This window comes from Chryseobacterium sp. JUb7 (assembly GCF_024806495.1).
Taxonomy (GTDB): domain Bacteria; phylum Bacteroidota; class Bacteroidia; order Flavobacteriales; family Weeksellaceae; genus Chryseobacterium.
Window position 1 is genome coordinate 122,366 of the sequence record NZ_JANUFF010000007.1, and the last position, 22,233, is coordinate 144,598.

Genomic DNA, 22,233 nt, shown 5'->3' on the forward strand with positions numbered 1-22,233 from the left:
AAAAAACAACACGTAATGAAGATTTTATTAACTATTTCGATTTTATTAACTTCTATTTTAAACGCACAAGTAGGGATAAAAACAGAAGAACCAACCAGAGATTTAGATGTGAATGGTTCATTGAGAACCAGAACAATAGAAGACAAATCAGCAGATATAAATTATGACAGAGTATTAATTGCTGACAGTAACGGTAATGTAGACTACGTTCCTAAAAGCCAGCTCCGTCAGCCTTATGCTGAATTATTTAATTTATCTAGTCTGCCAGCAGTAACTATTAATAACAACACAACCGCGAGTACAATAAGTACACAAACCATTACATTACAGAAACCGGCAATGGTAACCGTAAACTTTTCGGTTCCGATATCTTTATCCAGTGCAGCATCAGACGGAAGAGCAAGAATATTGAGAACCCATTTGGTTGTAGATAATACTGCGAGAGTGAAAGCAACCAATATATATTCTAACAACACCTCGTTTGGAACAAATCTTACCGGAGTTTATTACAACACAGGTTCATATTTTGTGGAATTGCCGGCGGGAACTCACACACTTGCCTTGGAGGGATTTTGCTTTGACAACACTCCATGTACACAAGGTGGATCACAGCCGGGAACAAATTTTCAGGCAATGGCTATTTATAACGAATTTTAGATAAATGATTAATTTCTCTATTTTTGGGAGTGTCCGATAATTTGGGCACTCTATTTTTTTACGAATTTATTAAGTAACACTATCTTATTTTTCTTAATTTTCCAGCAAACTAATTCTAATGAAAAATTTGATTCTATTGCATGGCGCTTTGGGTCACAGTGATATTTTTAAGCCTTTTACAGAAGAGCTTTCAAATTATTTTACAGTTTATGCCCCTTTATTTTCCGGGCATGGAAATATTGAAATACCGGACAATGGAATTACAATTGAAAAATATACTCAGGAACTAAAAGAATTTATTGATAACGAAAACTTAAATGATGTTTATATTTTCGGACACAGCATGGGTGGTTATGCTGCATTAAATTACGCAAGTCAATATCCTGAGAAACTAAATTCAATAATAACTTTGGGAACAAAATTCGACTGGACTGAAGAACAAGCAGTGAAGGAAAGCAAAATGCTGAATCCGGATATTATTGCTGAAAAAGTCCCCAAGTACGCCCAACTGCTGGAGCTTCAGCATGGTTCAAAATGGAAACAACTACTTCCCGCTATTGCAGAAATGATGATTTCTTTGGGCAAAAATCCTCCATTAAAAGATCAATTATCATCGATAAATATTCCGGTTCAGATTATGGTTGGGGATACAGACAATATGGTGACTATTGAAGAAAGTATACAGGCTTACAGAACTCTTTCGAATGCAAAATTAGCTGTAGTGCCAGATACAAAACATCCCCTGGACAAAGTACGACCCGGATTATTATTAGATTTAATGAAAGACTTTTGGAAAAACTCCCTTTCTTAATCTAAGAGATTTTTTAATAGAAAATGAGTATAAATTGATCGCTTATTCCCCGCTTCATCATGACATCAGCATTTATCGGAGAAGACAAAACTCATTATTTCATGAATATTAAATCAATATATGGTGACAATTTATATTAATTCTAAAATACAAATGCCCTCCCTCTCATTTTGTCGGAAATGTTGAAATGCTCAAATGATCAACTGCTTTTTTTTATAATGACAATCAATATTTAAAAACATAAGATAATACCTGACTTCATCTATTAAAAATTAGAAAAACCCTTAATAATTCACTTTTACACACCGAAAAAAAAACAATATAACACACAGGTTATTAGTAATATATACTATTTTTTCAATTTGAGTATTTCCACTGATTTAATTTTGTTTTCTAACTTCTACCTTTATCCTATCAAAATTAATAAAGACGTCTACAAACAAATTTTGACAGCGGTAACCGAAAAGCTTTTAGAGTAGGAAATACAAAATATTAATATCATGAACCCAATCAAATCATCAAAAATAGTGCTATTACAAGCTCAAGGAAAAGAAGTAGGAAAATATTTAAGCCACGGAAATGGACAAGTTTTTCTGCAAAATGGCATCCAGGGTCTGGGTGAGGTCTTTATTCTTGAAGAATTATCTAATGGTAGAGTTGCACTTAAGTGTATCAGTCGTGAGGAAGGCTTATATCTGAGTCATGCTTTTGACAAATTATGGTTACAAAACGGAATCCAGGGAGAAGGTGAAGAGTGGATACTGAAGGTACACAGCCCTAATAAAGTTTCATTTGACTGTTGCGGTAAAGAAGTTGGTAAAACACTTAGTCATGCCTTTGATAAAATGTGGCTACAGGAGGGATACCAGGGAGAAGGAGAACTATGGGAATTGTTAGATTAATCCACAAAACCCCAATAAAAAAACCATCATTTTAGTTTATTAAATGATGGTTTTCTATTTTTTAAAAGAATTATTTTAAGTCTGTTAAAATTATCTCTGAAGTTTTTCTCCGTAGCTCAAATCTCCGGCATCTCCCAATCCGGGTGTGATATAGCCTTTCGAAGTTAATTGTTCGTCAATTGCACCTACCCATATTTTAGCATTCGGGTATGCTTTTTCAATCGTTTCTACTCCTTGTTTTGAAGCAATAGCAGCAACAATATGAAGTTGAGTAGGATTTCCGTTTGTTAATAAATCTTTGATCGCTTCAATCAGAGAAGCACCGGTTGCCAGCATTGGATCAGCAACAATCAAAGGTCTTCCGTCGATATTCGGGCACGTTAAATAATCTTGTTTGATCGAGAAATAATCATTTGCATCGTGTTTACGATACGCAGCTACAAAACCACAGTCGGCTCTGTCTAAATAATTTAAAATTCCCTGAAACAATGGGACACCAGCTCTCAGAATCGTTGTAATAACGGGCTGAACAGCAATTTCATTTACTTTAATTTTATCTAAAGGAGTCTGAATTTCAATTTCTTTTTGCTCCAGTCCTTTACTGATTTCGAAAGCCGCAATTTCTCCGATTCTCTCCATATTTCTACGAAACCTCATTCGGTCATGTTGGATTTCAACATTTCTAAGTTCATTAATCCAAGTGTTAATCAGTGAAAATTGTTCTGATAAAACGATTGTATTCATTATTTTGCTAAGCTTTTATATAAATTTAATTATGAATAAAATCCCTCCTAGAAAATCTAAAAGGGATTGTAATTTATTTCTGTCTGAAATACACCTCAATTGGAACTCCGGTAAACCCGAATTCTTTTCTCAATTGGTTTTCAGTAAATCTTTTGTATGGTTCTTTTACGTACTGTGGTAAGTTACAGAAAAATACAAACTGCGGAGACGGTGTTGGAAGCTGTACGCAATATTTGATTTTAATGAATTTACCTTTGTTTGCTGGTGGCGGAGTCTGCTCAAAAATCGGAAGCATAATCTCATTCAATTTTGAAGTTTTGATTTTCTTCTTACGATCTTCATAAACAGTCATGGCCATTTCTACAGCTTTCAGAATTCTCTGTTTCGTTAATGCAGAAACAAAAAGAATAGGAATATCACTGAACTGGCCAATTTTATCTCTGATCGATTTTTCGAAATCTCTGATGGTATTGGTATGCTTATCTTCAACAAGATCCCATTTGTTCACCACGATCACGATACCTTTTCTGTTTTTCTGTGCCAAACCGAAGATGTTCATATCCTGAGATTCCCATCCAAGAGTAGCATCCACCATGATAATTACAACATCAGAATATTCAATAGAACGGATAGAACGCATTACAGAATAGAATTCCAAATCTTCATTTACTTTAGATTTTCTTCTCATCCCGGCAGTGTCTACCAACACAAACTCGTGACCAAATTTATTGTAAAGTGTCTGAATACTGTCTCTTGTTGTCCCAGCAACATCTGTTACAATATTTCTGTCGGCATCAAGCAAAGCATTCGTCAAAGTAGATTTTCCTACATTCGGACGACCGGCAATCGTAATTTTAGGAAGCCCTTCAAACGGATCTTTATAATCTGTAGTCGGGAAATCTTTAACCACATCATCTAAAACCTCACCCGTTCCTGAACCGGTAGCCGAAGATAAAGTATAGTATTTTTCGATTCCCAGCTGATAAAACTCTGTAGCAGCCAATTCTTCTTTAGCAGAATCAACTTTATTGATAACAATATAAACAGGTTTTTTTGATCTTCTCAACATCTCGTGAATCTCGTAATCTGTATCAGTAAGACCTTCTTCTACATTTAACATAAAAATGATAGACGTAGCTTCATCAATAGCCAACTGTACCTGTTTTGAGATTTCTCCCTGGAAAACATCATCATTATTCACATCGTAACCTCCTGTATCAATAACAGTGAAGTCTACGCCATTCCAGTCAGATTTCCCGTAGTGACGGTCTCTGGTAACGCCGGCAGTAGAGTCTACGATAGCTTCTCTTCTTTCCAGTAAACGATTAAAAAGTGTGGATTTTCCTACGTTGGGACGCCCAACGATTGCGACAATATTCGACATAAAAATGTTTAATAATCCTTTGCCTAAAGCTTAGGATAAGTTATTAATGGGTTTCTCCAACTTTTGGAGCCCAATTTTTTTGCAAAGATAAGGTTTTTATTTCATTCTGATTTTGACGATAAGAATGAAATAAGAGATCATCAGAAAATATAAAATGGAATATGAATTAAAATAACGGATACTGAACACCTATTTTAATATTTCCCCTAAAAAAACATTAAAAAATAATTCTTTGAATATCAATAAATAAGGGTTTAAACAAACATTTTCCGTTAATTATTTTTCCAATTCTATTTTTATTTTTAAAATAAATTATATAGATTTGCACCACCAAAAAATACAGACCTATAGTGTAACGGTAACACTCCGGTTTTTGGTACCGTCATTCGGGGTTCGAATCCCTGTGGGTCTACAAACCATCCTTTTTTAAGGATGGTTTATTTTTTTAGTAGCCCAAAATAAAAAAGGCAGCTTTAAAAATAAAGCCACCTTAGATTAATATTACGTTTTTGATTATTTTAAATCAAATCTATCTGCATTCATTACTTTCACCCAGGCAGAAATAAAATCATTTATAAATTTATCTTTCGCATCAGAACTGGCATATACTTCTGCAATCGCTCTCAATTCAGAATTTGATCCGAAAACAAGATCTGCACGAGTCGCGGTCCATTTTTTATCTCCAGTTTTTCTGTCAATACCTTCGTAAAGTTCGTTATCATTTGAAGCAGCTTTCCATTGGGTATTCATATCCAGAAGATTGACAAAGAAGTCGTTTGAAAGGACTTCGGTATATTTTGTAAAAATCCCGTGGGAAGAGCCGTCAAAATTTGTATTCAAGGCTCTCATTCCTCCTATCAATACTGTTAGTTCAGGAGCAGTGAGATTTAGCAACTGTGCTTTATCAATTAATAAAGACTCCGTAGAAACAGAGAATTTTTTCTTTGCATAATTTCTAAATCCATCAGCATGCGGTTCAAGATACCCCATTGATTCTACATCCGTTTGTTCCTGAGAAGCATCCATCCTTCCTGGTACAAAACCAACTTTCGCATCGCTACCGGCATTTTTTGCTGCTTTTTCAATGCCAACACCTCCCGCAAGAACAATTAAATCAGCTAATGAAACTTTTTTATTTCCAGATTGAGAATTATTAAAATCATTCTGAATATTTTCCAGCACAGATAAAACTTTTTGCAATTGCGTCGGATTATTCACCGCCCAATATCTTTGAGGAGCCAAACGAATTCTTGCTCCATTCGCGCCACCTCTTTTATCACTTCCTCTGAATGTTGAAGCTGAAGCCCAAGCTGTTGAAACCAATTCTGAAACACTTAATCCTGAATTTGAAATTTTATCTTTTAAAGAATCAACATCCTGATTATCAACTAAATCATGATTTACTTCTGGGATAGGATCCTGCCAGATCAATTCCTCTTGTGGAACATCCGGTCCTAAATAACGGGCTTTCGGCCCCATATCTCTGTGTGTCAGCTTATACCAGGCTCTTGAAAATGCATCTGCAAATTCTTCAGGGTTTTCGTAAAATCTTCTTGATATTTTTTCGTAGACCGGATCCAGTCTTAATGATAAATCCGTTGTCAACATGGTCGGTCTGTGTTTTTTAGCAGAGTCAAATGCATCGGGAATAATCTCTTCGCCATTTTTCGCAACCCATTGATGTGCTCCTGCCGGACTTTTAGTCAATTCCCATTCATTTTCGAAAAGGTTTTTAAAGAAATAATTACTCCATTCCGTCGGTGTTTCTGTCCAGGTCACTTCCAAGCCGCTGGAAATTGCATCGGTCCCTTTTCCTGATTTATAAGAGCTGTTCCAACCCAATCCCTGTGCTTCAATTCCGGCTGCTTCAGGTTCTTTTCCCACATGATCTGCAGGTCCTGCGCCATGCGTTTTTCCAAAAGTATGCCCACCAGCAATTAAAGCTACCGTTTCTTCATCATTCATAGCCATTCTTCCGAAGGTATCACGAATATCTTTTGCTGCAGCAATAGGATCAGGATTTCCATCCGGACCTTCAGGATTTACATAGATCAGTCCCATCTGTACAGCAGCCAATGGTTTTTCAAGATCTCTGGAATGTTTAACCTCAGAATCATCTTCTGCAGGAAGAACTCCATGCCCTTCTACTCCCGGCGAACCGTGAGCATAACGAAGATCTCCACCCAGCCACGTTTTCTCTGTTCCCCAATATACATCCTGATCCGGTTCCCAGACATCTTCACGACCTCCCGCAAATCCAAAAGTCTTGAATCCCATTGATTCTAAAGCAATATTTCCGGTAAGAATCAATAAATCTGCCCAGGAAATACTTCTTCCGTATTTCTGTTTGATCGGCCATAATAATCTTCTCGCTTTATCTAAACTTACATTATCCGGCCAGCTGTTCAAAGGAGCAAAACGCTGCTGTCCAGCTCCTGCACCACCTCTTCCGTCACCCACACGATACGTACCTGCACTATGCCAGGCCATACGAATAAACAACGGACCATAATGTCCGAAATCTGCCGGCCACCAATCCTGAGAATCTGTCATTAAAGCATGAAGGTCTTGTTTTAACGCTTCCAGATCGAGGTTTTTAAATTCTTCAGCATAATTAAAATCTTCATCCATCGGATTTGAAAGATTAGAATGTTGACGCAAAATATCAACCCTCAGTTGCTCGGGCCACCAATCTTTATTTTGAGTGCCCCCGCCTGCTACATTTTCTTTTTTCATAGTTCCGTTGTGGAACGGGCATTTACTGATGTCATTAGAATTATTTTCCATATCGTTTAATTTTTTTATGTTGATTTTTTTAGTTTAATTTTCTTCTTTAAGACTGAGCAAACTTACAACTGTTACAAAATAAATACAATCTATCGAAAATATTTTTACGATAGTTAAAAACAATAACAAATCTTAAATCATTGATTTCCCGACTGCATAGAGACAAAAAGTACAATAATGCAATTAAGGTAGTAAAATTTTACATTAAATTAAATAAGAATCAAAGACAAACAAACATATTTAGAATTATTCAAGCCAGTGTTAACAGTTTCATAAATTTTAGACTTTTTAATTATCAAAAATTTAATTAACTTTATCTGTTTACAAAACTTGAAATTAAGATATGAAAAAAGTATTAGTTGTATTTCTTGTGGCATTTATTATTATTCAGTTTTTTCCAATTGATAAAACCAACCCCGCTCCTACTCCGGGAATGGATTTTTTAACCATAAAAAATACCCCACCTGAAATTGCAAAACTGATCAGTACTTCATGCTACGACTGTCATTCCAATGAAACAAAATATCCCTGGTATTCAAATTTTGCTCCTTCCTCCTGGTTTCTGAAAAATCATATCAGCGAAGGGAGAAAACATCTTAATTTCTCTACCTTTGCAACTTACGAGCCTAAAAGACAGGCTCACAAATTAGAGGAATGTATTGAAATGGTTGAGAAAAAAGAAATGCCTCTGGAGTCTTATTATATAGGACATCAGGATGCAAAACTCACCGATGAGCAAAGAAAATTGTTAATTGACTATTTCAAGAAAGAAAAATCGGAAACCGAAAGAAAAATGGCATTTTAAAATTAATAAATCATGAAGGAGATCTGGCAGGAAAAACATATCGTATTTTTTGATGGAGACTGTGGAGTCTGCAATTTCTGGGTACAATGGATTTTAGAGAGAGATACAAAAGATCAATTTATGTTTGCATCTCTTCAGTCGGATTTCGGTCAAAATTTTTTATCCGAAAGAGGTTTAAAAACCAATGTTTTTAACACCATGTATCTTTGGAAACCCAATCAATATTATTTAATAAAATCTCAGGCAGTTTTGCAAATCGCAAATTTGCTGGGTGGCATTTATAAGCTCTCCGGAATTGGAAAAATGATTCCAAAAGCTATAAGTGATCAGGTCTATGATATAATTTCAAGAAACAGAATGAAACTGGCGAATCAGAAATGTTATCTGCCGACACCTCATCAAAAGAAGAAATTTATTGAGGTGTGATACTTACATTATAAATGCTTCGACAGGCTCAGCATAACATCGCTACAAAATAGCCGCAAAATATAAGAATATAGTATTAGAGTTGTCATGCTGAACTCGCCGAAGCATCTCTTCTAAAAAAAACAAAGACTGCTTCTGCATAGAAACAGTCTTCTTTATTTAGATATATTTTACATTTTTATTGATTCAAAGACCAGACAGAATAAGAATTTGGCGCACATTGAATTTTCACCCATTTATCAGCCTGTGTGGTTGGATACCAGCTTGAACTTCCCGTAAAATCTTTAATCTGCTGGCTCGTCCAATTCGTCTGAATCCATCTTTCCTGCCAGCTTGAAGAATTATTAATATAAACGACCAATCCGGGATTTCCATTGTAACCGTTTCTTCTTGCAATATATTCATCATTGTCCGTATACAAAATTGAAGTTGTTCCCGTAGCCTTATTGTTGTGAATCCAGATCAGATTGTTCAGCCTTTCTTTATTCAGCCACTCTTCATAATCCCTGTAGAATATTGTAGGATACCCTTCATGAGTCAGAATATAAGCATAGGCCAGCATTTTGTTGTAAATGACATCTGTATCGTGATTGGCAACAAAGGTTACGGCTTTATAAGGATTTCTTTTCCACATCATATCGTCATTGAGAGCATTTAAGTTTCCATTGTCAAATGCTTCATCCATTTTATAATACGCTGCAAAATCGAATACGGAACTGTTGGCATTATTGGCCCACCATTCCAAAGTATTGACATTAGAATCCCATAATTCACCAACAGAAAATCCACCTACATTGGAATTCCAGGTATTCACCACCCAAGGTCCGAAACCCTTCACATAATCAAACCTCCATCCATCAAACTTCATCACATTCTTATAATACTTCCCTACAGAATCATCTCTTCCCCACAACCAGTCCTGAACATAAGGATTCGCATGACACAGATCCGGGAAGCCGCCAAAAGCTCCTTCATCATTATTTCCGTAAGCATTTTTGTAAAAATCATTATAACTTCTTGGAAACTTTCCTGAAGCAATTCCTGAAAAATCAGTCCAGGTATTGGTTCCGGTAAAAGGATTGGCTTGCGATTGCCCGCCACTGTTGTGATTAATAACAATATCTGCATACACCTGCATATTTTCTGCATGAGCCTTTGTGATCAATGCTTCAAGTTCTGTTCTTGAGCCAAACCGGGTTTCCACACTTCCATTTTGGTTAAAATTTCCAAAATCATAGTAATCCGTCGGATCATATCCCATTGAATAGGCTCCGTTTTGTGCTTTTGAAGCCGGCGGCAGCCAGATGGCACCAACTCCTGCATTTGACCAGTCGGTTACTTTTCCTTTCACCGTATTCCACCAGTTCCCACCATCGGGAACATCCCAATAAAACCCTTGCATCAGAACACTTCCCCCCGGTCCGGCAACAAATTTTGCCTGAGCTGAAGTTCCTGTACTGAAAGGTCGCCCGTCATGTTTGGTAACATTCACTATTTTATCATGAATCTCCATTTGTTTTGGAGTTTCAGTAATGGCTTCATCCGCATTCTGACACGAATTTATAAAGCCCAAAGCCAGTAATGAAATTAATAAATGTGTTTTTTTCATATCGAAAGTTTTAATTATTAAAGCATTAACTAAATTACAATTTTATTAAATAAAATTCTATTCCGAGTGAAATATTTTCTTGAATCAATATTGATATTCATAAAATTATTATTTAAATCTTCATTAAAAAATTATAAACTTTAAAGATTTTCGGTACAATTTTTCCATTAATCCATATATTTGCAGACTATGGAATACAATACCCAAAAAACTCAGCTTCATTTGCCCGAATACGGCAGAATTATACAACAGTTGGTTGAACGTTGCAAAGAGCTTTCTACAAAAGAAGAAAGAAGCGAAATGGCAATGGCAATCATTGATTTTATGGGTCAGAGAAACCCTCAACTTCGCGATGAAGAAAATTATAAACATAAACTTTGGGACCATCTTTTTATTTTAGCCAATTATGATCTGGATGTAGATTCTCCATATCCTTTTCCAACGAGAGAAGAACTGGCAGAAAAACCAAAAAGAATGGAATATCCAAAACTTCAGGGTGATTTTAAATTTTACGGGAAAAGTATTCTTCAATTAATAGAAAAAGCAATTGAACTTGAACAAGGTGACGAAAAGGAAGCCCTGATCGAGGTTATTGCCAACAATATGAAGAAATCTTACAACGTATATAATAAAGAGCATGTAACGGATGATGTAATCTTCCGCCACTTGAAAGAACTTTCGGAAAACAGATTGGATCTTACCGGAATAGACTCTCTGGAAAAGAGTAAAATCTATTACACGACCAATAACAACAACCGAAATAATAACAACAATAACAGGAATAACAACCGAAACAACCAAAATAACAAAAGAAGACACAACAACAATAACAACAACAATAATCATAATAAAAACAGAAAGTAGACATGAGTGGAACATTTCAAATACGAGGAGGAAAAAGATTGCAAGGTGAAATCACTCCACAAGGAGCAAAAAATGAAGCTCTACAAATTCTTTGTGCCGTTTTATTAACTGATGAGGAAGTAAGGATTAAAAACATTCCTGATATCCACGACGTTAATCGATTAATTGAAATCTTAGGGGATTTTGGTGTAAAAGTGACTAAAAACGGGCACGGAGATTATACTTTCAAAGCAGATAAAGTTAATTTTGATTATATAAAATCAAGCGAGTTTAAAAAAGACGGAGCAAAACTGAGAGGTTCAATCATGCTGATGGGACCTATGCTGGCAAGATATGGTGAAGCCTACATGCCGACTCCGGGTGGTGATAAAATCGGAAGAAGAAGATTAGATACCCATTTCCAGGGACTTGTAGAATTGGGTGCAGAATTTCATTATGATGAAGACGAGTTCTTTTATTCCTTAAAAGCAAAAGAACTTAACGGTAAATTTATTTTACTTGAAGAAGCTTCTGTAACAGGAACAGCCAATATTGTAATGGCTGCAGCGCTGGCAAAAGGAAAAACAAGAATTTACAACGCAGCTTGCGAACCTTACCTTCAGCAGCTTTGTAAGATGTTGAACAGAATGGGAGCTAATATTTCCGGAATCGGGTCCAACCTTTTGACCATCGAAGGGGTTGAATATCTTCACGGAACTGAACATACAATGCTTCCGGATATGGTAGAAATCGGATCATGGATCGGGCTTGCAGCCATGACAAAATCTGAAATCACCATTAAAAACGTAAACTGGAATCAACTTGGCGTTATTCCCAATACATTCAGAAAACTGGGTATTGAACTTGAACAGAGCAATGATGATATTTTCATTCCGGCTCAGGAAAATTATAAAATCCAGAAGTTCATCGATGGCTCTATCCTAACTATTTCTGATGCTCCATGGCCAGGATTCACTCCTGACTTGTTATCCATCATTTTAGTGGTTGCTACACAGGCAAAAGGTAGTCTTTTGGTTCACCAGAAAATGTTTGAATCAAGATTATTTTTTGTAGACAAATTAATCGATATGGGTGCTCAGATTATCCTTTGTGATCCGCACAGAGCAACCGTTATCGGACTCAACCAGGAAACTCCGCTGAGAGGAACAACAATGGTTTCTCCGGATATCAGAGCCGGAAATGCCCTTCTTATAGCAGCGCTTTCTGCTGAAGGAAAATCAATTATCCACAATATCGAGCAAATCGACAGAGGATATGAGAATATTGACGGAAGACTGAAAGCTATCGGAGCAGATATTGAAAGAATTTAATTTTTTATGTTAAAATATTGAGACCACCTTTTTGGTGGTCTTTTTTTATAATACAAAGTTGCTTTGTCGGTTTTTGACACCATTCCATTCTGCCCTGCTTTAAGCCGTCAATTTCAGGACTCCTTCTTATTGAAATATTTTAAACGAAAGCTTTATTAAAATAAAAACGACTACCACAATAATTGTGACAGCCGTTTTTGTAATTAAAACTATATGAATCTCCCTCAGGAGTATTTTCTGCAGATATATTCTACAGTTGTACTCAAGAGTTTATTTTTATTCAGATAAAATTCCAGTTTTTCGAAATCATCTGAATTTACATTGATGTATAACTGAACGGATCCGAAACTAAGCCCATTCACATATTCTACGTTTGCTGACAACACCCGATGACATATCCCAAACTGATTATAAATGGTATTCATCAAATGTTCAAACTTCATTTTTCCATTTAATTCTACTTCAAGTATCAGTTCTTTTTTGGGCAGGTTTAGGTTGTTTTGTAAAACCTGCAGGTTTGGATTTGGTGTAATCATAACAAAACATTTTTTTGGTTAAACACTAGGATTTGCGCTCTGTTGCGTTAAATCTTTGACAAAAATATAAAAAATTATTAGTCCACCAAATTAGTAGACTAATATTTTTTAATTTTAACATAATTATTTTCTTTTTTATTTAAGTTTTGGTTAAAAACCTCACTTTACAGGAACAAAAAAGCGGACTAATGCCCGCTTATCTCCTGATATAATTATTCAAGCCTACTTCAATTCCTCAATTCTTTCCAGTTTATCAGAAGCTGCAAGACCGTTGGGATTGCAGCCAGGCTCACCTTCAGGAACCTTTAGACCTTTCTTTTGATAAAACTGCTCCCAAAAAACATTAGTTTTTCCTGTTTTAGGATCGATAAAAGTCATAGGTTCCAATTTGAAAATATGATCTTTTCTGAAAGCTCTTTCAATAAAATCTGAGCAGTAATAAGAGTTCTCATCTAAAATATAATTGAAATTATAGGGCTTTCCCAACATCGAATTGGCTTTTTCTATAGCAGAAGAAACCGTTTTCTGATATTCAGGCTTTAAACGATAAACCACTACTATCTGTCCGTCATCAGCCTGATCCTGTAAAAAATCTTTTAACAATTGTCTTTGGGAGCCTCCTTTTGGGGCAGCATGAAGAACAAAAAAGCCATTTTTACTTTTTTCAACAATTCCGATATGGTCAAAAGAGGCGTCTTTCTGTTTTTGGGTAACATTATTAATCGCACCCGAAAGCCCCGTTTCTTTTGCAGTAACAAAGAGTAAATCGCCATTTTTCAAACCTCTATTTTGATTTGAAGCACAAGAACTCAGCAGTAAAACTGTAACTAAGAAAAATACGGTCAGAATTTTATTTGTCTTAAAAAAGAAACCCTTTTTATTATTAATTTTCATGGTCTAAAATTACAAAATAGAATTCATTACTTTTGTGAAGCTACAGCAACCGCTATTTTAAATTTCAAAAACACGCTGATTTTATGCCTCATATCTTATTAGTTGAAGATGATAAAAGACTTTCGCGGCTTATCGCCACAGGTTTGCTTGAGCAGGATATGGATATCAGTTTTGCTTACGATGGCGAAAAAGCATACGAGCTCGCCTCTACAGAATATTTCGACCTCATCATCACCGATATCATTGTTCCTATAAAAAACGGATTGGAATTCTGTAAAGAAATTAAAGCCCTAAAACCTAATATTCCCGTTATTATGCTGACGGCATTGGGAACAACAGATGATAAACTAACAGGATTTGATTCCGGAGCAGACGATTATCTTACCAAACCCTTTGAAATGCGTGAATTGATCGCCAGAGTAAAAGTTTTGCTTAAAAGATTTTTACCGGAAAACCGTCTTACCTCAAGTATTTTAAAATATGACGGACTAGAAATGGATCTTAAGCTTAAAACGATTCACCGGGACGGAATAATTATAAAACTTACTCCAAAAGAATTCAACTTAATGCAATTCTTACTGGAAAATCCCGAAAGAGTACTTTCCAGAGCTGAAATAGCAGAAAATGTTTGGGAAACACGCTTTGATACCGGCACCAATTTCATCGATGTATACATTAATTATATCCGGAAAAAAATAGATAAAGATTTTGAAACCAAGCTTATTCATACAAAATTAGGCATGGGTTTTATTCTTAAAAAAGGCTACGAGGATCACTTATAGTAAAATACAAGGCAATGAAAACCAGAACAAAACTCACTTTACTTTTCACCATCGTAACCGCCGTTCTGGTAAGTATTTACGGGGTTGCTATCTATTATTTTTCAAAAGAAGCCAGAGAAGTTTCGTTTTATTCTGAATTAAAAAGTGAAGCCACTGCAAAAGCCAATCTTTTCTTCGAGGGAGCTCTGACGGAAAAGGAAATGCACAGACTTTACAAAACCAATATCCAAACACTGACTGAAGTACAGGTTGCTATCTATAATTCTGATTTTAAGCTTGTTTATCATGATGATTCCAAAGTAGATTATGTAAAAGAAGATCCGAGAATGCTTTCTTCCATTTTCAAGGAAAAACAAATTAACTTCTTCATCAATAAACTTCAGGCAACAGGAATTGTCTACACTCACAACGGAAAACAATATGCAGTCACTGCAGCAGCATATGACCAATATGGTTATCATTCAATTCTTAATCTACTGACCATCAGCATTATTATTTTCATCATTATTTTAATCCTCGTTTATCTTGCAGGCCTTTTTCTTTCTAAAAAAGCACTCCATCCTGTCGTGGAAATGGTCAACCAGATTAAAAACATCTCAGCTGGAAAACTTCAGTTACGATTAAACTATCAGACAGAGAAAGATGAATTTTATGAGCTTTCAAAAAGCTTTAACCAAATGCTAGAACGACTTGACCATTCTTTTTCTTCACAAAAAAATTTCGTTTCCAACATTTCTCATGAGCTTAATACTCCATTGGCGGCTATGACTGCCGAACTGGAACTGACTCTTCAAAAGGAACATAATTCAGAACAATATCAAAAAATTATTCAAAATACTCTGCAGGATGTTCAGAATATGAGTAAACTTTCTGCAAGCCTGATGAATCTGGCTAAGGCAAGTTATGATCCGTCAGAAATAAACTTTGAGGAAGTCCGAATTGATGAAATTTTGCTGGATTCTTACACTAAAATTATTAAAGAAAACCCTCATTATAAAATACAGCTCAACATCAACACTTCTATTGAGGAACAGCATCTCCTCCATAAGGGTAATCCTTATCTTTTGCTTGTTGCTTTTACCAATCTTATGGATAACGCCTGTAAATATTCTACAGATCATACATGCACTGTTGATGTCACTCTTATTTCTGAGCGTTTATCTATTGAATTCATCAATCAAGGTTCAAATATTTCAGAAAAAGATTATCAGAATATTTTCAAACCTTTCTACAGATCTGAAAACTCCCTTACTGCAAAAGGGTATGGAATAGGTTTATACTTAACTGAGAAAATCATCAATTTACATTACGCTCAGATTTCAGTATTGTCAAAAGAAAATTTTACAGTTTTCAGAATAATCTGGTAAATATTAAGAGTCTGTTTAAATATTTATCAGTCTCCGACGGCTAAAACTGATAAATTCAGACCGGAAAATCTAATACCTAATATATGAAGTGACGGTATCAGCCTAATTTCTATGATAAAACTATTTATATAGATCTTTTATTAGTTCATTACGACAAAACTCGGTGAATAATTTTATTTCTCAGCCCCATTTTCGCATCATTTTTCAATTCTAATGGGATTCTAATAGGATTCTAAAACAGCTCTAACCGTTTCCCGGAGATGCTATTTCTATTTTTGCAGCAAATAATAAAACCTATGGATCCTGATCCTTACAGTCAGTATAAACATTAAGCTTTTCTAAGCATACTTTTTCTGTATGCCTAAAAAGGCACGCAAAAAAAGAAAAAGTTATGAATACATTAGAATTTGCTATTCGCCTGCTTACGGCTCTTATTTTGGGAGCGAGTATCGGTTTCGAAAGACAATGGCATCAAAAAAGCGCAGGGCTGCGAACAAATACTTTGGTATGCCTAGGTTCAGCAGCATTTATTTTACTTTCTATTAAAATTGGCGGTGATGCCACCGGAAGAGTTGCTTCTTATATAGTAAGCGGCATTGGCTTTCTTGGCGGCGGTGTTATCATGAAAGACGGACTCACCGTCCGCGGTCTGAATACCGCAGCAACTCTATGGTGTTCGGCAGCAGTAGGCTCTTTGTGTGCCTCCGGCTTTCCTGTGGAAGCGTTTATTACCGTAGCATTCATTGTATCAACCAATTTATTTCTCAGACCGGATTTTTCTTCCCAAAAATCAGTCCGTAAAAAGAAGCTGATTGAAAAAAACAAAATAAATCCCCCTACAGAAATCAGTAAAAATACTCAATTCAATTAAGGTTATGAAAAGAATACACTTAAGCATTATCATTGCTTTAACAATGACTTCATGCAAAGAAAAGAAGTTTGAAAAAACAGAAGAAAACAACCTCATCATAAAAGAAAACATCATTACTATCCCCCAAAACAGTCCTATTTTAAAACAAATTCAGTTAAAAAAGGTAGAAAAAAAAGAATATTATAACACTATAACTTCAGTGGGTACAATAGAAGCTATCCCAGGTAATTATGCCGAGATCGCAAGTCCGTTTTCCGGAAGAATTATTAAATCTTTTGTGAAATTAGGCCAGAGAGTATCTGCGGGAAGTCCACTTTTCGAAATGCTTTCGTCAGATTATTTATCCGTTCAGAAAGAGTATTCCCAAGCCTTAAATGAATCTCAATTGGCAGAAAAAAAATATAAACGTCAACAAGACCTCGTGAAACATGGCGTAGGCGTGCAAAAAGAACTTGAGGAAACCGAAACAGAATTTAGAAATACAAAAAATTCATTATCAACTATTTCTTCAGCTTTAAGAGTTTACAACAGTAAAAATAAAAGAACTCTCGTTATTAGCTCACCCATAAACGGAACTGTAATGTCGAGCAAAATCGTCAACGGACAATATCTTCGAGAGGATGCAGAACCCGTAATGATTATCACTGAGCTTTCTAAAGTCTGGATTTCAGGCGAAGTGAAGGAAAAAGACATCCGTTTTATAAAAATCGGTGACGAAGTATCTGTAAAAGTCAACACTTATCCAGATCAGCAAATTATCGGGAAAGTATATCACATCAATGATTGGGTGGATGAAAGTACTAAAAGTATTAAAGTCTTAATAGAATGTGATAATCCGGACAGAAAATTAAAACCGGGAATGTTCAGTTCCATCACCTACTCTACGGATTCCGAAGAAGCAATCATCATTCCTACCAAAGCATTGATGCAGAACGGAAATCAACAGTATATATGGATAAAAACAGGCAAAAACCAGTTTAAAAAACAAAATGTTATCACTAAAGAATTCTCCGACACAGAGGTAAAAATAATTTCAGGCTTACAGTCCGGAGATATTATGATGACCGTTGGAGGCATTTATTTACTGGACTCTTTGAAATAATTAATAAGGAATTTATCACTCCTCACATACTTTTAGAAAAAATGAAAAAGTTATTAACACTCTCTATACAAAAGAAGTGGCTAATCTTAGCCCTCTTCATATTGCTCGGTTTTTTCGGATATTATTCATGGACAAAACTTTCCGTTGAAGCCTATCCTGACATCGCCGACACAACATCACAGGTTGTCACTCAGGTTCCGGGATTGGCGGCAGAGGAAATTGAACAGCAAATCACGATTCCGCTGGAAAGAGCTATCAATGGCTTACCCGGAATGCACATCATGCGAAGCAAAAGTACGTTTGGACTTTCCATGATCACCATCGTTTTTGAAGATGGAACTGATGATTACTGGGCACGACAAAGAATTCAGGAAAGACTGACAGAAATATCTCTTCCCTACGATGCCCAACCCGGATTAGATCCCCTCACCTCTCCTACAGGCGAAATCTACCGTTATATTATTGAAAGTAATAATTACAGTTTGAGAGAACTTACCGATCTTCAGAATTTTGTCATTATTCCGAAAATAAAAGAAGTTTCAGGAATTGCTGATGTGACAAACTTCGGGGGAATTACCACTCAATTTCAAATCGAACTTGATCCCAGTAAGCTTGAACAATACAACGTATCACTATCAGAGGTTACAGAAACAATTAACAAAAATAATATAAGCGCCGGCGGAAGTATGCTTCCAAGGGGTGATCTGGCGTATGTTGTCCGTGGAATCGGTTTAATTAAAAATCTTGAAGATTTAGGAAAAACAGTTATTAAAACAGAAAAAGGAGTTCCTGTTTATCTAGATGACATTGGAAATTTAAAATACGGAAATCTCGAGCGAAAAGGCATTCTTGGTTTTACAGACAGAACACGAAATTATAATGAAAGCGTAGGCGGAATTGTTCTTTTATTAAAAGGACAAAATCCCTCAAAAGTTTTAGACGGAGTACATGAAGCAGTGAATGAGCTTAATTCCAGTCTTCTGCCTGCAGGTGTAAAAATACACCCTTATCTTGACAGAACTGATTTGGTAAAAACTACCCTCACAACGGTTTCCCATACCTTAACAGAAGGAATTGTTCTGGTCATCATCGTTCTGATTGTTTTCCTCGGAAGTTGGAGAGGAGCATTGCTGGTGGCGATTACCATTCCGTTTTCTATTCTCATTGCATTTATATTAATGTATTTTACGAATATTCCTGCTAATCTTCTATCCTTGGGAGCTATTGATTTTGGAATTATTGTAGACGGTTCCATTGTGATGCTGGAAACTATTTTAAAGAAAAGAGAAGAATCTCCAACAGCAGATTTAAAAGAAAAGACAATCACACAGACGGTTATTGAAGTGGCAAAACCTATCTTTTTTTCCGGCATCATTATTACCACAGCTTATCTTCCTCTGTTTGCCTTCGAAAGAGTTGAAAAAAAATTATTTACCCCTATGGCATTTACAGTGGGTTACGCATTGCTCGGGGCTTTAGCCGTAGCATTACTGGTTATTCCGGGATTGGCATACATTATTTACAGAAAACCAAGAAAAATATATCATAACCGCTGGCTTGAAAAATTAAGCAACATCTATGAGAAAAAAATAGAATTCATCTTGTCAGCACCCAGAAAAATATTAATTCCGATTGCCGCCGTACTCATTGGGGCAGGAGTTTTATCCCTTACGGTCGGGAAGGATTTCTTACCCGAGCTGGATGAAGGTTCAATTTGGCTGCAGGTTCAGCTTCCACCGGGAATTTCATTAGACAAAGCTAAAGAAATGAGCGATTCATTAAGAGCAAAGACCATGAAACATTCGGAAGTTACCTACATCATGGTTCAAACCGGACGAAATGATGATGGAACCGATCCATGGACCGCCTCTCACTTTGAAGTTTCGATAGGAATGAAACCTTACAAAGAATGGAAATCCGGAAAGACAAAAGCAGATTTAATTAAAGAACTTTCGGAAGATTATAAAAAAATGCCCGGTTTTACGGTAGGATTTTCACAACCGATGATAGATGGTGTGATGGATAAAATTTCCGGAGCACATAGTGAATTGGTAGTAAAAGTATACGGTGACGATTTTAAAGAAACCAGAAATATTGCAGAGCAGATCCTTTCAACTTTAGAAAAAGTTCCGGGCTCAGCAGATCTGGCGATTGATCAGGAACCACCGCTTCCTCAATTGCAGATCGTCGCTGACAGAGACAAAATTGCCCAATACGGTTTAAACATATCGGATGTTACAGATTTAATTGAAGTTGCCCTTGGCGGAAAAGCCATTTCGCAGGTTTTCATAGGGAATAAAGTCTATGATATCTCGTGCAGATATACCGAAACAAGCAGAAACAGTCCGGAAAAAATCAGTAATCTGATGCTTACCTCAGCGTCAGGAGCTAAAATTCCACTTTCACAGGTTGCTGATATTAATTTGAACACTGGAGAAAGCACTATTACCAGAGAAATGAATAAAAGGCATCTTACCGTAAAATTAAATTTACGCGGAAGAGATTTAACCTCATTTTTAGATGAAGCCCAGAAAAAAATTGAGCAAAATGTACATTACAATCATGAAAAAAATCAAATCAAATGGGGTGGCCAGTTTGAAAACAAAAACAGAGCGTATTCCAGACTGGCGGTGATTGTTCCTGTGGTTTTATCCTTAATGTTTTTATTGTTGTATGGGGCTTTCAAAAGTTTCAGACAGGCATTGGTATTGATGACCATCATTCCATTAGCTTTATTTGGAGGAATGCTTGCTTTAAACATCAGAGGAATGTCATTAAATGTTTCTTCAGCTGTAGGCTTCATCGCATTGTTCGGGGTGGCCATTCAAAATGGAGTTATTATGGTTTCGCACATCAATACACTTCGAGAAAAAGATTACAATCTCAAATTATCCGTTATAAAAGGAGCAAAAGACCGCTTCAGACCGGTTCTAATGACGGCTTCGGTTGCGGTTATAGGGCTCCTTCCCGCTTCTTTAACTACAGGAATTGGTTCCGATGTGCAAAGACCTTTAGCCACTGTTATTGTCTATGGATTAATGTTTTCAACACTTTTAACCCTGTTTGTTCTTCCCGCCATTTATTATTTAACGGAATTCCGATTCCAAAATAAAACTCGACAAAATGAAATTTAAAACCATATATATCACGTTCTGCATATTGGGCATTGGTATAAAAGCTCAAACTACAGAATCAACCTTCAGTGAATACTTAAAGAATGTCAAAGAGAAAAACCTGAATATTGCGGCTCAAAAATATAATATCAACATCGCTGAAGCCTCTATATTAACGGCAAGTATACTGCCCGATCCCCAAATCGATATAGAAACGTCAAACAACGGCGTCGCTGCAGATTTGGGTTATACCATCGGAGCAGGAATAAGCTGGACACTGGAACTTGGACAAAAAAGAAAGGCCAGAATAAATTATGCGAAAAACGAATCAGAGCTGACCAAACTGCAATTTCAGGACTATCTGAGAAATCTTTTTGCCAATGCCACCATTGGTTATATTGAAGCTTTAAAATCCAAAGTTTTACTGGATGTTCAGAAAGATTCTTATGAAAATATGCTTCAGCTTGCTAAATCCGACAGTATACGGTATCAACTGGGAGACATTTCAAAAGTAACTTCTCAACAAAGTAAATTGGAAGCTTCTTCTCTGTTAAATGAAGTTTATCAACAGCAAAGCATTCAAAAACAGAGTGTCACCGCATTATCTGATTTTACAGGAGGTGATGTTACCGAAGAATTGCTTACTGGAAATTTTAATGCTTTTAACCGAAATTTCAGTCTGGATGAGCTTATCACCGAAGCACTGGCTCAAAGAGCGGATTTATTATCATCAAAGCAGAATATAAATTTAGCTAAAAGTCTTATTAATCTGGAAAAAGCAAACCGCGTCATTGATTTAGGCCTAAGTTTAGGTGCGCAACATAATACAGTTGCCAATAACGAAATTGCTCCGTCTCCGGTTTCCAATGCTGTAAACCTTGGAGTAAGTATTCCTCTGAAGTTTTCTAACCGTAGAAATGCAGATTTAAAAATAGCTCAGATGAAGCATACACAAGCCGAAACAGAGTATAAACAGATAGAAAATATCATCCGAATAGAGGTGACTCAGGCTTATCACCAATACAAATCCACTCAAAAGCAGATTCAGCAATTTGATAACGGAATACTGAACGATGCTAAAAGTATTCTGGATGGAATCAGTTACAGTTATCAACGTGGAGAAAGCTCAATATTAGAAGTTTTAAATGCCCAAAGAACGTACAATGAACTGAGAAAAAATTATTTTGAAATCCTCGCAGAAAATGCTGTTTCACTGATTGAACTGGAACGAAAATCGGGAATCTGGGATATCGATTTTTAATAAAAAAT

The 22,233-nt window shown here is 36.0% G+C and carries 19 protein-coding genes and 1 tRNA gene; 14 read left to right on the forward strand and 6 right to left on the reverse strand.

Features of this window, described 5'->3' with window-relative positions:
- Positions 1–15: 15 nt before the first annotated feature.
- From M2373_RS14325 to M2373_RS14335, 3 genes are all read left to right on the forward strand, one after another.
- Positions 16–657 (forward strand): hypothetical protein, encoded by a 642-nt coding sequence (locus M2373_RS14325; RefSeq protein ID WP_259111729.1) that lies wholly within the window; start codon positions 16–18, stop codon positions 655–657.
- 118 nt (positions 658–775) lie between these two features.
- Positions 776–1,468, forward strand: a complete 693-nt coding sequence (locus M2373_RS14330; protein ID WP_259111730.1) for an alpha/beta fold hydrolase — start codon at positions 776–778, stop codon at positions 1,466–1,468.
- Positions 1,469–1,968: 500 nt separating this feature from the next.
- Positions 1,969–2,370, forward strand: a complete 402-nt coding sequence (locus M2373_RS14335; RefSeq protein ID WP_259111731.1) for a hypothetical protein — start codon at positions 1,969–1,971, stop codon at positions 2,368–2,370.
- Between the two features lie 90 nt (positions 2,371–2,460).
- Here the strand turns inward: M2373_RS14335 and upp are convergent, their stop codons facing one another.
- Both upp and der read right to left on the reverse strand, forming a co-directional pair.
- Positions 2,461–3,114, reverse strand: coding sequence for a uracil phosphoribosyltransferase (gene upp / locus M2373_RS14340; RefSeq protein WP_259111732.1), 654 nt, complete (start codon positions 3,112–3,114; stop codon positions 2,461–2,463).
- Positions 3,115–3,187: 73 nt separating this feature from the next.
- The gene (der, locus tag M2373_RS14345; RefSeq protein ID WP_259111733.1) at positions 3,188–4,498 is read right to left on the reverse strand and encodes a ribosome biogenesis GTPase Der; all 1,311 of its coding nucleotides are present in this window, start codon (positions 4,496–4,498) and stop codon (positions 3,188–3,190) included.
- A gap of 341 nt (positions 4,499–4,839) precedes the next feature.
- Between der and M2373_RS14350 the strand changes: the two genes are divergently transcribed.
- Positions 4,840–4,910, forward strand: a tRNA-Gln gene (locus M2373_RS14350).
- A gap of 101 nt (positions 4,911–5,011) precedes the next feature.
- On the opposite strand, the gene katG is transcribed toward M2373_RS14350, so the two are convergent.
- Entirely contained in the window at positions 5,012–7,285 is a 2,274-nt protein-coding gene (gene katG / locus M2373_RS14355) for a catalase/peroxidase HPI (RefSeq protein WP_259111734.1), read from the reverse strand.
- 343 nt (positions 7,286–7,628) lie between these two features.
- On the opposite strand from katG, the gene M2373_RS14360 reads away from it, so the two are divergent.
- Both M2373_RS14360 and M2373_RS14365 read left to right on the forward strand, forming a co-directional pair.
- Positions 7,629–8,090 (forward strand): heme-binding domain-containing protein, encoded by a 462-nt coding sequence (locus M2373_RS14360; protein WP_259111735.1) that lies wholly within the window; start codon positions 7,629–7,631, stop codon positions 8,088–8,090.
- A 12-nt stretch (positions 8,091–8,102) separates the two neighbouring features.
- Positions 8,103–8,516 carry a thiol-disulfide oxidoreductase DCC family protein gene (locus tag M2373_RS14365; protein ID WP_259111736.1) on the forward strand — a complete coding sequence of 138 codons (414 nt, stop codon included), beginning with the start codon at positions 8,103–8,105 and terminating at the stop codon, positions 8,514–8,516.
- Positions 8,517–8,694: 178 nt separating this feature from the next.
- Here M2373_RS14365 and M2373_RS14370 read toward each other — a convergent pair whose 3' ends face one another.
- Positions 8,695–10,125 carry an alpha-amylase gene (locus tag M2373_RS14370; RefSeq protein WP_259111737.1) on the reverse strand — a complete coding sequence of 477 codons (1,431 nt, stop codon included), beginning with the start codon at positions 10,123–10,125 and terminating at the stop codon, positions 8,695–8,697.
- Between the two features lie 189 nt (positions 10,126–10,314).
- Here M2373_RS14370 and M2373_RS14375 point away from each other — a divergent pair, with 189 nt between their 5' ends.
- Both M2373_RS14375 and murA read left to right on the forward strand, forming a co-directional pair.
- Complete coding sequence (locus M2373_RS14375) at positions 10,315–10,989, forward strand: DUF4290 domain-containing protein (protein WP_259111738.1); 675 nt, start codon at positions 10,315–10,317, stop codon at positions 10,987–10,989.
- Between the two features lie 2 nt (positions 10,990–10,991).
- Complete coding sequence (gene murA, locus M2373_RS14380; RefSeq protein WP_259111739.1) at positions 10,992–12,299, forward strand: UDP-N-acetylglucosamine 1-carboxyvinyltransferase; 1,308 nt, start codon at positions 10,992–10,994, stop codon at positions 12,297–12,299.
- A gap of 224 nt (positions 12,300–12,523) precedes the next feature.
- Here the strand turns inward: murA and M2373_RS14385 are convergent, their stop codons facing one another.
- Both M2373_RS14385 and M2373_RS14390 read right to left on the reverse strand, forming a co-directional pair.
- A complete protein-coding gene (locus M2373_RS14385) occupies positions 12,524–12,835 on the reverse strand; it encodes an NIL domain-containing protein (RefSeq protein WP_259111740.1) in 312 nt (103 codons plus the stop codon).
- A gap of 222 nt (positions 12,836–13,057) precedes the next feature.
- The gene (locus tag M2373_RS14390; protein WP_259111741.1) at positions 13,058–13,729 is read right to left on the reverse strand and encodes a YiiX/YebB-like N1pC/P60 family cysteine hydrolase; all 672 of its coding nucleotides are present in this window, start codon (positions 13,727–13,729) and stop codon (positions 13,058–13,060) included.
- An 83-nt stretch (positions 13,730–13,812) separates the two neighbouring features.
- On the opposite strand from M2373_RS14390, the gene M2373_RS14395 reads away from it, so the two are divergent.
- From M2373_RS14395 to M2373_RS14420, 6 genes are all read left to right on the forward strand, one after another.
- Positions 13,813–14,511 (forward strand): response regulator transcription factor, encoded by a 699-nt coding sequence (locus M2373_RS14395; protein ID WP_259111742.1) that lies wholly within the window; start codon positions 13,813–13,815, stop codon positions 14,509–14,511.
- A gap of 14 nt (positions 14,512–14,525) precedes the next feature.
- Positions 14,526–15,878 (forward strand): HAMP domain-containing sensor histidine kinase, encoded by a 1,353-nt coding sequence (locus tag M2373_RS14400; RefSeq protein ID WP_259111743.1) that lies wholly within the window; start codon positions 14,526–14,528, stop codon positions 15,876–15,878.
- A gap of 391 nt (positions 15,879–16,269) precedes the next feature.
- On the forward strand, positions 16,270–16,749 hold the full coding sequence (locus M2373_RS14405; RefSeq protein WP_259111744.1) for an MgtC/SapB family protein: 480 nt from the start codon (positions 16,270–16,272) through the stop codon (positions 16,747–16,749).
- Between the two features lie 4 nt (positions 16,750–16,753).
- Positions 16,754–17,851 (forward strand): efflux RND transporter periplasmic adaptor subunit, encoded by a 1,098-nt coding sequence (locus M2373_RS14410; protein WP_259111745.1) that lies wholly within the window; start codon positions 16,754–16,756, stop codon positions 17,849–17,851.
- A 41-nt stretch (positions 17,852–17,892) separates the two neighbouring features.
- Complete coding sequence (locus M2373_RS14415) at positions 17,893–20,985, forward strand: efflux RND transporter permease subunit (RefSeq protein ID WP_259111746.1); 3,093 nt, start codon at positions 17,893–17,895, stop codon at positions 20,983–20,985.
- A complete protein-coding gene (locus tag M2373_RS14420; protein WP_259111747.1) occupies positions 20,975–22,225 on the forward strand; it encodes a TolC family protein in 1,251 nt (416 codons plus the stop codon). The genes M2373_RS14415 and M2373_RS14420 overlap by 11 nt, the downstream gene beginning before the upstream one ends.
- Positions 22,226–22,233 lie beyond the last annotated feature (8 nt).

Coding starts and splice junctions, on each gene's coding strand:
- M2373_RS14325 (WP_259111729.1), top strand. CDS start 16: ATGAAGATTTTATTAACTATTTCGATTTTATTAACTTCTATTTTAAAC.
- M2373_RS14330 (WP_259111730.1), top strand. CDS start 776: ATGAAAAATTTGATTCTATTGCATGGCGCTTTGGGTCACAGTGATATT.
- M2373_RS14335 (WP_259111731.1), top strand. CDS start 1,969: ATGAACCCAATCAAATCATCAAAAATAGTGCTATTACAAGCTCAAGGA.
- upp (WP_259111732.1), bottom strand. CDS start 3,114: ATGAATACAATCGTTTTATCAGAACAATTTTCACTGATTAACACTTGG.
- der (WP_259111733.1), bottom strand. CDS start 4,498: ATGTCGAATATTGTCGCAATCGTTGGGCGTCCCAACGTAGGAAAATCC.
- katG (WP_259111734.1), bottom strand. CDS start 7,285: ATGGAAAATAATTCTAATGACATCAGTAAATGCCCGTTCCACAACGGA.
- M2373_RS14360 (WP_259111735.1), top strand. CDS start 7,629: ATGAAAAAAGTATTAGTTGTATTTCTTGTGGCATTTATTATTATTCAG.
- M2373_RS14365 (WP_259111736.1), top strand. CDS start 8,103: ATGAAGGAGATCTGGCAGGAAAAACATATCGTATTTTTTGATGGAGAC.
- M2373_RS14370 (WP_259111737.1), bottom strand. CDS start 10,125: ATGAAAAAAACACATTTATTAATTTCATTACTGGCTTTGGGCTTTATA.
- M2373_RS14375 (WP_259111738.1), top strand. CDS start 10,315: ATGGAATACAATACCCAAAAAACTCAGCTTCATTTGCCCGAATACGGC.
- murA (WP_259111739.1), top strand. CDS start 10,992: ATGAGTGGAACATTTCAAATACGAGGAGGAAAAAGATTGCAAGGTGAA.
- M2373_RS14385 (WP_259111740.1), bottom strand. CDS start 12,835: ATGATTACACCAAATCCAAACCTGCAGGTTTTACAAAACAACCTAAAC.
- M2373_RS14390 (WP_259111741.1), bottom strand. CDS start 13,729: ATGAAAATTAATAATAAAAAGGGTTTCTTTTTTAAGACAAATAAAATT.
- M2373_RS14395 (WP_259111742.1), top strand. CDS start 13,813: ATGCCTCATATCTTATTAGTTGAAGATGATAAAAGACTTTCGCGGCTT.
- M2373_RS14400 (WP_259111743.1), top strand. CDS start 14,526: ATGAAAACCAGAACAAAACTCACTTTACTTTTCACCATCGTAACCGCC.
- M2373_RS14405 (WP_259111744.1), top strand. CDS start 16,270: ATGAATACATTAGAATTTGCTATTCGCCTGCTTACGGCTCTTATTTTG.
- M2373_RS14410 (WP_259111745.1), top strand. CDS start 16,754: ATGAAAAGAATACACTTAAGCATTATCATTGCTTTAACAATGACTTCA.
- M2373_RS14415 (WP_259111746.1), top strand. CDS start 17,893: ATGAAAAAGTTATTAACACTCTCTATACAAAAGAAGTGGCTAATCTTA.
- M2373_RS14420 (WP_259111747.1), top strand. CDS start 20,975: ATGAAATTTAAAACCATATATATCACGTTCTGCATATTGGGCATTGGT.